Annotated in this window: 14 protein-coding genes; 8 read left to right on the plus strand and 6 right to left on the minus strand. The window is 39.6% G+C overall.

Translation table 11 applies throughout. The features are described 5' to 3' along the window. A partial coding sequence (gene ylqF / locus ON073_RS19225; RefSeq protein ID WP_274763496.1) for a ribosome biogenesis GTPase YlqF occupies positions 1-907 on the minus strand: 907 nt, incomplete at its 3' end. An 85-nt stretch (positions 908-992) separates the two neighbouring features. Between ylqF and ON073_RS19230 the strand changes: the two genes are divergently transcribed. The 3 genes from ON073_RS19230 to ON073_RS19240 all read left to right on the plus strand — a co-directional run bounded on the left by ON073_RS19230 (position 993) and on the right by ON073_RS19240 (position 2,717). Beyond that, a complete protein-coding gene (locus ON073_RS19230) occupies positions 993-1,529 on the plus strand; it encodes a YaeQ family protein (protein WP_274763497.1) in 537 nt (178 codons plus the stop codon). 11 nt (positions 1,530-1,540) lie between these two features. Further along, a complete protein-coding gene (locus ON073_RS19235; RefSeq protein WP_274763498.1) occupies positions 1,541-2,161 on the plus strand; it encodes a PGAP1-like alpha/beta domain-containing protein in 621 nt (206 codons plus the stop codon). An 82-nt stretch (positions 2,162-2,243) separates the two neighbouring features. Then, entirely contained in the window at positions 2,244-2,717 is a 474-nt protein-coding gene (locus tag ON073_RS19240) for a Dps family protein (protein ID WP_274763499.1), read from the plus strand. 97 nt (positions 2,718-2,814) lie between these two features. Here ON073_RS19240 and ON073_RS19245 read toward each other — a convergent pair whose 3' ends face one another. After that, the gene (locus tag ON073_RS19245; protein WP_274763500.1) at positions 2,815-3,024 is read right to left on the minus strand and encodes a hypothetical protein; all 210 of its coding nucleotides are present in this window, start codon (positions 3,022-3,024) and stop codon (positions 2,815-2,817) included. Positions 3,025-3,306: 282 nt separating this feature from the next. Between ON073_RS19245 and ON073_RS19250 the strand changes: the two genes are divergently transcribed. Continuing rightward, complete coding sequence (locus ON073_RS19250; RefSeq protein WP_274763501.1) at positions 3,307-3,621, plus strand: hypothetical protein; 315 nt, start codon at positions 3,307-3,309, stop codon at positions 3,619-3,621. Positions 3,622-3,679: 58 nt separating this feature from the next. Here the strand turns inward: ON073_RS19250 and ON073_RS19255 are convergent, their stop codons facing one another. The 4 genes from ON073_RS19255 to ON073_RS19265 are packed head-to-tail and all read right to left on the minus strand — an operon-like array spanning position 3,680 to position 5,758. Then, entirely contained in the window at positions 3,680-3,973 is a 294-nt protein-coding gene (locus ON073_RS19255) for a hypothetical protein (RefSeq protein WP_274763502.1), read from the minus strand. A 28-nt stretch (positions 3,974-4,001) separates the two neighbouring features. Beyond that, positions 4,002-4,853, minus strand: a complete 852-nt coding sequence (locus ON073_RS19260; protein ID WP_274763504.1) for an ABC transporter permease — start codon at positions 4,851-4,853, stop codon at positions 4,002-4,004. After that, the gene (locus tag ON073_RS20540) at positions 4,846-5,070 is read right to left on the minus strand and encodes a hypothetical protein (RefSeq protein WP_342455427.1); all 225 of its coding nucleotides are present in this window, start codon (positions 5,068-5,070) and stop codon (positions 4,846-4,848) included. The genes ON073_RS19260 and ON073_RS20540 overlap by 8 nt, the downstream gene beginning before the upstream one ends. After that, the gene (locus ON073_RS19265) at positions 5,045-5,758 is read right to left on the minus strand and encodes an ABC transporter ATP-binding protein (RefSeq protein ID WP_342455428.1); all 714 of its coding nucleotides are present in this window, start codon (positions 5,756-5,758) and stop codon (positions 5,045-5,047) included. The genes ON073_RS20540 and ON073_RS19265 overlap by 26 nt, the downstream gene beginning before the upstream one ends. Positions 5,759-5,932: 174 nt before the next feature. Here ON073_RS19265 and ON073_RS19270 point away from each other — a divergent pair, with 174 nt between their 5' ends. The 4 genes from ON073_RS19270 to ON073_RS19285 all read left to right on the plus strand — a co-directional run bounded on the left by ON073_RS19270 (position 5,933) and on the right by ON073_RS19285 (position 9,998). Next, entirely contained in the window at positions 5,933-7,354 is a 1,422-nt protein-coding gene (locus ON073_RS19270; protein WP_274763505.1) for a sigma-54 interaction domain-containing protein, read from the plus strand. A gap of 278 nt (positions 7,355-7,632) precedes the next feature. Beyond that, positions 7,633-9,015: a cytochrome c oxidase accessory protein CcoG gene (gene ccoG, locus ON073_RS19275; RefSeq protein WP_274763506.1), complete on the plus strand. Its 1,383-nt coding sequence runs from the start codon at positions 7,633-7,635 to the stop codon at positions 9,013-9,015. Positions 9,016-9,145: 130 nt separating this feature from the next. Next, positions 9,146-9,577: a hypothetical protein gene (locus ON073_RS19280; protein ID WP_274763507.1), complete on the plus strand. Its 432-nt coding sequence runs from the start codon at positions 9,146-9,148 to the stop codon at positions 9,575-9,577. 127 nt (positions 9,578-9,704) lie between these two features. Beyond that, positions 9,705-9,998 carry a S24 family peptidase gene (locus tag ON073_RS19285; RefSeq protein ID WP_274763508.1) on the plus strand — a complete coding sequence of 98 codons (294 nt, stop codon included), beginning with the start codon at positions 9,705-9,707 and terminating at the stop codon, positions 9,996-9,998. The last annotated feature ends 260 nt before the right edge of the window (positions 9,999-10,258 follow it).

The raw sequence follows: 10,258 nt of genomic DNA on the forward strand, positions 1-10,258 counted from the left end.
TTTTCTCTTCTTCTCGCGCTTGTTTTTTGGCTTCAGCCTGGGCACGAAGTTCTGCAACCATAATTTCTTCTTCTTCGCGCATTTCTGGCGTTTCCATTGAAATGCGACCAATTACAGCATCACGCAATTCATTGATTAAGATTTCAGACATTTTATGGGTATCAACCTGATTTCCCGAACGTATACAGCCACGTTTACGACCCGCTTGTTCTATAAATTCCCAATCTTGCTCTGGCAGTTCATCCATTTTATAGCGCGATTTTAATAGTTCAGGATATGCACTAAGTAAATACTCTGCGGTATAGCTTGCGACTTCTTCATAATTAATCGCTGTATCACGAATAGCACCTGTTGCTGCTAAACGGTAACCTGAGTTTTCGTTTTCAACTTTTGGCCATAACATGCCCGGAGTGTCGTACAACATAATGCCATCTTCTAAACGAATCTTTTGTTGCGCTTTAGTTACCGCGGGTTCATTACCCGTTTTCGCCACAACACGACCTGCTAACGTATTAATTAATGTAGATTTACCAACATTAGGAATACCCATAATCATGGCTTTAATTTGTTTATCAGCACCCACTTTATGCGGTACAAGCTTGCGACAAAGATCGTTAATTAAGTGCACTTCACTCGATTTGTTGTTATCAAGCGGTAAAGTTTTAACACCATCTTCGCGCTCAAGGTAAGTCATCCAAGCTTTGGTCATTTCTGGGTCGGCTAAATCAGCTTTATTCAAAATTTTAATTACCGGCTTATCACCGCGTAATGTACCAACCATTGGGTTTTCACTACTGTAAGGAATACGCGCATCCAGCACTTCGATAATCACGTCCATTTGCGGCATGATTTCTTTAATCTCATTGCGCGCCTTATTCATATGACCTGGAAACCACTGAATTGCCATTTATTTTCTCCAAAGCATGAAAGTACGCGTATTTTAACTATATTCAGTTACAATAGCAGTAATCTTTCTTATATAAATAATAATTATGGCGTTAAAGGCTTTAGTACATAAGCTCTCGTTAAACCTGAGCGACATGGATAGACACCAATATGGTGATTACAATTTAACGATTGCACAGCATCCTTCTGAAAATGAACATCGCTTGATGTTGCGCGTTTTGGCATTTGCATTAAATGCCTCTGATACACTGAGTTTCACCAAAGGTCTATGTGCTGACGATGAACCTGAAATCTGGGAAAAGTCGCTCACAGATGATATTGAGTTATGGATTGATCTCGGTTTACCTGATGAAAAGCGCTTAAAAAAAGCCTGTAACCAATCGAAACAAGTCATTTTATATACCTATGGTGACGGCGACCAAAAAGTGTGGCTTGAGAAACACCAAGGTAAGTTTTTTCAGCACACTAATTTGCGTGTGTTTAGTATTCCGTTTGAGCAATCACAACAACTTATTCCTTTGGCAGCAAGACATATGCAGCTTTCCGTTACGGTACAAGACGGTCAAGTCTGGGTTAGTAACGAAAGCGATTCAGTGCTAATTGAGCCGATCACCATTTTATAAACTGGCCACCAATGACGATTAAAAAAGTTGTTATTCTGCACGGTTTATATATGTCGGGTTTTGTAATGTTGCCGCTCAGTAAGCGCATTACAAAGCTGGGCTTTAAAACCCTCAATTTAAGCTATCAGAGTTTATCTCCCAATAAAGATGACATTTTTCATAAAATTGATGAATTTATTGATGGCGAAAGCACTGCGTTTGTATGCCACTCAATGGGAGGCTTAATTGCGCGCGCCTATTTAGAAGCAAATACCTCGCAAGCCGCTCAGGTTAAAAAAGTCATTACATTAGGCACACCTCATAAAGGGGCTACACTTGCCAAACATATGAAAGAAAAAGGGTTTGATCTGTTTTTAAAAAATAGTGTGGAGTTTTTGCTATCTGAAAATCACGATTGGCCATTTACAGCCAAACTCTACAGTATTGCAGGTGATCTACCTCTTGGCTTAATGCCGTTCATCAAAAAGAACAGCCAATCTGACGGTACCGTGTTACTTGATGAAACAACCCTGCACGGCATGGCTGAACATAAAGTGTTTCACTTAAGCCATACAAGTTTAATCTACTCCCGCAAAGTAATGGACTACATCGAATCCATTTTATCATCACAAAAACAGAACGCACCAATCTAGTTTAAGTGATTTAACCAATCACTAAGTTACCCGATAATAATCCCATCGAAACAAATTAATGTTATTGAACACGAGGTGGGTTATGAAAAACGTTTCAATTATCGGATTAGACAAAGACATCACACATAAATTAGTTGAAGAACTTAATGGCTTATTAAGCAGTTACCAAATTCAATATATGAATGCCCGTGGTTTCCACTGGAATATTAAAGGCGAAAACTTTTTTGAGTTACATGCAAAGTTTGAAGAAATTTATAATGACTTATTGCTTAAAGTAGATGAAATTGCTGAGCGTATTTTAACGCTAGGCGGTGAGCCATTGCATGGATTCTCAGATTATCTTGCTAAAAGCAGTATCGGTGAAGCCAAAAATATCAGCGCAGGGCGAGATGCCATTGCTAATTTGCTCTCAGGTTACAGTGTATTGATAGCCAAGCAGCGATCATTACTTGCGCTAGCAGGCGACGCTGACGACGAAGGAACGGCTTCACTAATGAGTGATTACATTAAAGAGCAAGAAAAGCTTGTTTGGATGCTAAACGCTTATTTGTATTAAAGCCAATTAGCGCACAAAGTTAAATGAAAAAAGGCAGCTAACGCTGCCTTTGTCGCAAGTAAAGTAAAACTAATCGGGGGCAATCTGTACTTATCTATTAATGACTCGATTCTTCGTCATGAGATGCAGCATATTTGTAAGCTGCAAATGCAATAATAAAGAGTACTAATGGTACCGGTGCTGCAATAATGCCAAATGAACTTGAGTTAGCAATGCTGGCACCTGCAAGGTGACCAACCACTGTGACAACTAATGCTAAGACTGCAATGACGGTTACAATAATTTCTGATTTTTGCACATTTCTCATAACGAAATTCCTTCTATAAATGTCCGATAAATCGGTTGCTTGAAAGAGAGTATGCGCTTGTTTCTCAACTGAGAATTGACCTAAATCAAGTTTATTTATTAACCAAATAACAGCTGGAATTAAATTTGATTTAGCTCAAAAAATCATCCAAATCGATAATTATTGGCAGAAATTATGCTTCATGAATATTTCGACTTGGATGGTTGATCAATAACTTGTATTAATAATCACAGTAAATAATGTAGAGTGAAAAAGTAATTTTAAAATTAAAGGATTATTAACATGAACAAGGTTTTAATCATATTTATTGCACTGCTAAGTATAAAAGTTGCAGCATCAGAAAGCTTCAGATTAGAAAACGGTAAGTTATTACTAGTTGGACAGTCAAAATCGGAGTTAATTTCTCTAGCTGGTGTTCCATTGTACGAAGATGTACAAACGGTGGCTATTGATACTGGAGAAGGTAACTCCCCAACAAAAAAAGAAACTCTGACATACAGGTTAGAAGGATCAATTGGTGGTTTTTACCTTGTAGAAGTTAAACTAGAGAACTCTGTTGTAACATCGATTATTAAAAAACAAGAAAAACGTAACTAATTGCATATTAGTTTAAAGCGAGAGCCTAATAAGCATCAGCTCTCGCAAATAAATACATTTACTGATTAGAAATAGCCCATCCTAACATTTGCTTAAAACTTGGCTCTTTGCCGTACATCACCATGCCCATTTTAAATAAACGCCCTGCAACACGTCGCATATAAATACAAAGCACAAGAGTGAGGATCAGCGATAAAATCGGTTGCCAAATAGCCACATCAACCAATGCCATTTTCACTGGCATAACAGCAAACGCAGTTAGCGGAAAATAACTTAGAAACGTCATTACCCAGCCGCTTGGGCTATCCATTAATACAAACGCCAAAATCATTGGAATTAATGGGATCATCATAAACGAAGATTTTCCACTGTGATTTGGGTCAAGCTATTGCCGCCATAAATGCTGTTGAAAAATAAAGTCCAAGCAATGAAAAAACCAGTACCCAAGGTAATATCGTCCAATCTATAAAAGACAAATCGAGCGCTTGTCCTTGAATAATCACTTGCATAAATGCAATCCCTAGCAATACCGAAATAACGGTGCTTAGCATTGCTTTAAGCGCCAGCAATACTTGCCCTAAAATTTTACCATCAACCCAAGTTTGTGCGCTCATAGTAGCGTAAAGCTGCTCGGTTACACGCTGCTGCTTTTCACCTGTGATTGATACAAACACCTGTGCAAACGACATAAATATTCCCACCGAAAGCAACACTAATACGCCAACAGCTGTTGATGTTGAATGGTTTTCTTCGCTTTTAATATTTTGGTCAAGGTATACCGTTGAAAGCGTTATAGGGTTACTCAGCAACGCCATTTGTTGTGATGAAAGCGATAATTGTTCACTGACTTTGCTTGCATAGTGCTGCTTTAACGCATTTTGCAATGTTTGTTGCCATGCCATTTTTCCTTTGCTGATAACACCAATACTCACAGGGCTTTGCGATTCATCAATTAATAAAATTGCATCAAAGTCCCCTGCTTTTAAGGCATTATGCAAAGTTTCTTGGTTCTCGTTGGTCTTTGTAAAAACATATCCCTCAAGTACCATTTCAAATTCGCTATCTGCAGCCACCGCAATGCGATAATCACTGGTTGTAAAATTAGCAGCCGATTGCCAAAAAAACACCACTAGCGCAATTGCGACCATAATTAACTTGCTGATGATTTCCTGCTTCCACTTAAAAAAGTGCATAAACTCCCATTTGGCAACGTGCATTACTTGGTTATTCATGATTATTCTCCTTTGATAATGCACTACTTTGATGCGATTCAATCGCCTTTAAATACATTTGGTGTAAATCCATATTGCGGCTAGAAATGTGTATCACCTGACCAAGTTTAGGTAGCCTTGCTAGTACCTCATTTACTTGCGACTTATGTTCAAGGCTAACCACTAAGGTGCACTGCTTGTTTAAGCGAAAATTAAACTGGCCAAAATGTTGCTGCAAAAGCGCCGCCAATATGAGTTCGAATCGCATCCAAAGTGCCATATAAAACGGCTTCACCTTTATTCATTAGCAGCATTCTATCTGCCATTTTTTCTACCATGGCCATTTGGTGCGCACTTAAAATAACTGTCATGCCTTGCTGTTTCAGCTCAGCTAAAAACTGCACTACTTTTTCTTGGTTTATTGGATCAAGGCCTGAGAAAGGTTCATCTAAAATAACAATTTCAGGGTTGTGTAATATTGCAGTGATGAGCTGTACTTTCTGCTGATTACCTTTGGAGAGTGACTTAAGCGGCTCTTTTTCTCGGCCTAATAAATCAAATCGTTGCAGCCAGTAATCTATTGTTTGTTTTGCATCTTGCTTATTCACCCCATGCAATGCAGCAAAGTAATGAAGGTTCTGCAGCAATGTTTTTTCACCATAAAGTCCACGGTCTTCTGGTAAGTAGCCAAGCTTATTTGCTGGGATTTCACTTAAATAGCGATTGTCGAGTTGAATAGATATTTTTCCGCTATCGGGTTTAGTAAAGCCTACCAACATACGCACAAGTGACGATTTACCTGCACCATTAGGCCCTAACAAGGCAAAAATTTCGCCTTTATTGACTGAAAAGCTTAATTGATTAACAGCTTTTGTTGAGCTGTATTCTTTACTTACCTGTTCAACACATATCATCGGCTGTGTCATATAACTTCCCGCTTTTTCTTATAATTGTCAGTATTTTACGGTCTTGAATAGGAAGAAACAGATCACTCGTCATTTTATATTGCCACTTATCATTTAAATGACGGTTATTGCTTGCTGGCAATTTGGCATTAAGCTTGGCACAATTAACCCACGAAATATCGAGGGTTGTAATTTATGGATAATCTAAAGCATTTGCTCGCCGATTCAGAGCTGCTGTTAAACTCCGTGGGTGAAGGCATTTATGGTTTTGATTTAGAAGGCAAAGCGGTGTTTATCAACCCAGCAGCTGAACGCATGACTGGCTGGCAAGCAGGTGAATTGCTTGGTGAGAAAATCCATCAATATCATCATCATAGCCATGCCGATGGCAGCCCTTACCCAGCCCATGAATGTAATATTTACGCTACCATGCAAGATGGCCAAGAGCGCAGTATTAGCCATGAAGTATTTTGGCGTAAAGATGGTTCTAGCTTTCCTGTAGAATACACCTCAACACCGGTATATAAAGCCGGAAAAATCATTGGTGCAGTGGCAATTTTTCGCGATGTAACCAAGCAACAAGAAAGTGATCGTGCGCTGCGAGAAGCGTTGGCACAAGTGCAAGCCTTATCAGAGCAATTACAAGCCGAAAATACTTACCTACAAAGTGAAATTGATGAAAATTGGAGCGACTCTGGCTTAGTTGGGCAAAGCCCACGTTTTAAGCAATTACTTGATCAAGTGAGCTTGGTCAGCAAAACCGACAGCACTGTATTGATTTTAGGTGAGAACGGCACAGGTAAAGAACTGATTGCACGTAATATTCATCGCCTTAGCAAACGCGCTCACAACACCTTAGTAAAAGTAAATTGTGCAGCGTTTACTCCTAGCCTGCTCGAGAGTGAATTATTTGGTCATGAAAAAGGCGCCTTTACCGGCGCGACTGAACGTCGTAAAGGACGCTTTGAACTAGCTGATAAAGGCACATTGTTTTTAGATGAAGTTGGCGAGCTAAGCCTAGAAGCACAAAGCAAACTATTACGTGTGCTACAAGAACAAGAATTTGAGCGTGTTGGTGGCAATCAAACCCTAAAAGTTGATATTCGCGTCATTGCTGCAACCAATAAAGACTTATTAAAAATGGTACAACAAGGCGAATTCCGTATGGATTTATATTATCGCCTTAACGTATTTCCACTTACCATGCCCGCACTTCGTGAACGCCTTGATGATTTACCACTGCTATGCCAAAACATTATTGCGGAGCTTGCGCGCAAACTTGGTAAACCTATCAAAGGTATTAGCAAAGCAAGTTTAAAACGCCTTGCTACCTATCATTGGCCTGGCAATATTCGTGAACTGCAAAATGTATTAGAGCGCGAAGTCATTTTAAGCCAAACCTCACTGATTCAAATTAAACATGACTTCCAAGCGAATTTAGATGCGAGTAATTTTGCTCAGCTGACACTTGCCGAAATGGAAAAGTCGTATATTGAACAAGTGCTAGAACAATGTGCAGGGAAAATTGGTGGAGCAAATGGTGCCGCTAAGTTACTAGATCTTCCAGAAAGTACTTTACGTTCAAAAATGAAAAAACTTGGCATTTCAAGAAACTAACTGGCTGGATCAGCCCTTTTATGCACAAAAAATGGACGTTGGTTAATCAGCTTGGCGCCCTCCTTATCTAAATCTCAACTAATCCGTTCATCGTAATTCACCACAAAAACATCGCAAAAACCACGATATATCGCGAACACGCGATATATCGTGCCTGCCACATTTGCAGAAAGAAAGATAAAACCCTAATTATCAACACCTTAAGTGAAGGCAGCTCTTGGCATACTTATTGTTATTAGCGTAGTAAGCATTACGAATATCTACCGTCGAGAAACACTATGAAGTTTGATATCAAAGAAGAAGATCTGATTATTAAGCCCTATAAAACAGAAGGGCCTATTTATGTGCGCTCTCAAAAAGGAAAATACCAGCAACTTCGCCGTTATATTGGTTGGGCACTGATGTTGGCGTTTATTCTTATCCCCTTTATTCCTTACCATGGTCAACAGGCGATACTGCTTGATATCGGCTCGCAACAATTTCGCTTTTTTAATACCACACTATTTCCGCAAGATTTTACCTTATTGGCCTGGGTCTTTATGGCTGGTGCATTTGCGTTGTTTTTTGTCACGACTTGGCTCGGTCGAGTCTGGTGTGGTTATACCTGCCCGCAAACAGTATGGATGATGATGTTTATTTGGGTCGAAGAAAAAATCGAAGGAAACCGCAATAAACGCATCAAGCTCGACAAGTCAAAAATGTCATTTGAGAAATTCCGCAAAAAGAGCCTTAAACATCTCATTTGGGGTGCTATTTCATTTTTTACTGCCACCACGTTTTTAAGTTATTTTGTGCCTGTGACAGAGCTTTACGGTAACCTAGTTTCACTTGAATGGTCTGGCTTGATTATGTTTTGGGTTGGCTTATTTACAGTATGCACCTATGGCAACGCTGGTTTTTTAAGAGAAAAGATGTGCATTTATATGTGCCCTTATTCACGTTTCCAAGCAGTAATGTTTGATAAGGACACCTATGTTGTTGCCTATGATGATAAACGTGGTGAATCTCGTGGCCGTCGTAAACGTAAAGATGACCCTAAGCAGCTTGGTTTAGGCGATTGCGTTGACTGTAATTTATGCGTTGAAGTATGCCCCGCAGGTATCGATATTCGTAACGGCCTACAGTACGAATGCATTAACTGTGGTGCATGTATTGATGCTTGCGACGAAACCATGGAGAAGTTTAATTATGAAAAAGGCCTTATAAGCTACACCAGCGAGCATCAATTAGCTGGTCAGAAAACGGATAAATTCCGCTTAAAGCTTGTCGGTTATGGTTTCTTCACAGGCCTTGTCATTATTACTATGTTGATATGGATGAATTTACGAGTGCCAATTGAGGCAAGCATTTTACGTGATCGCAATGCACTTTACCGAGTGAATTATGAAGGGCTAACAGAAAATACTTACACCCTTAAGATCACCAATAAAACCCAGAATACGCTGACCTATTCACTGACATTATTGGAAGATTCTCGCTTTACTTTAAATGCGCCTCAGCAAATCATTATTGCAGCAGGAGAGATGAGTCAGTTCCCAGTAACCGTGACAGCTGACGCATATGATTTAAAGCAAAAAGTCACTGAGATTGATTTTAAAGTTCAGGCAATCGAGTCGCCTGATATTAAAATTACGAAACAATCTAAATTCTACAAACCCTAAGCTGTTGTTCACATACAGCTAAGTTCCCTAGCACACAAGGCTCAATCAATTTGGGCCTTTTTTTGCTTTACAACCCATTAAACGCGATCAATAATCATTATCATTGAGTGGATATGAAAGGTATTGAGATATGAGCTGGCAATCAACCATGATTAAAGGAAACGAATGCTTTGATTCATATAACTGGCTTGAAGCTGAGCGCTATTATATGCGCGCAATTGCACTTATTGATGAGCTTTGGCAACAACAGCGCAGTAATCTTGAGGCAATGCAAGCTTGGGTCTGTGGCTATCAAAATTTAGCCGCAACCTACGAACAACAAGGGTATTTAGAACGAGCATTACACTGCTTGCTGCATGCTCACTTTTTTGTTGTTGAACAAGCAAATCTCATTACTAATTGCGGCAAAACGCAAAGTAACGCACTGCGCATGTCGGCCATCACGTTTAAATGTTTGTCGGATTTTAAATATAAATATCATCGCCATAGTCAATGCATAAAAGTACTCTCTGATATTGGCAATAGTGAACACTTTGCTTACCACCAAACAAAACTGCATTAATTGCAAGGAGCAACCGTGAAGAAGCCATCTGCACTAAGCAAAACCATTAGAACGTTGGATAAACTGTTCAATTTTGACACCATTGCAGCTGCGTGTGATACAACGAATAAGCCAAAGGGTTTGAATCATGCTCGGGTTAAGCATTAACAAAGTTTCAGGCGACAGCATGTCACCTACCATCGAAACTAATAGTTATGTGTTACTGCACAATTTTGGCACTAAAAAACACCTCAAGAAGGGGCAAATAGTAAAAGTGGAACACGATGAATTTGGCACCATTATTAAACGCATCGCCTACCAAGATAAAAATGGCTTATATTGGCTGGTTGGCGATGACCCAAAAAGTTTAGCGTGTTGCCAAATCGGGCCGGTTAACGCAACGCAAATCACTGGCATTTTACTCTGTAACTTAGGGTATTAACGTTAGTGCGTGTTGACCTTTGCTATCTATTTCTGCAGCAGTTTGTTTGGCATTTAGACAAGGCAGAGTGATTGTAGCGGAGTTATTCCACATAAATGAACGATAAAGACTTTGTGCTCCTGCAAACTCACCTTACCCTAAATCCATGTAGAGCAACGCAGTATAAACCTCAAACAAGCGCTGCCTAAAAGGTTCAACCCAAAGCGTTTTGTTCTTTGTTGTTGCTTCTTGACTTAGCTCGCTAGGCCTACAAAGCAACG

The organism is Pseudoalteromonas sp. G4 (assembly GCF_028875915.1).
Taxonomy (GTDB): domain Bacteria; phylum Pseudomonadota; class Gammaproteobacteria; order Enterobacterales; family Alteromonadaceae; genus Pseudoalteromonas.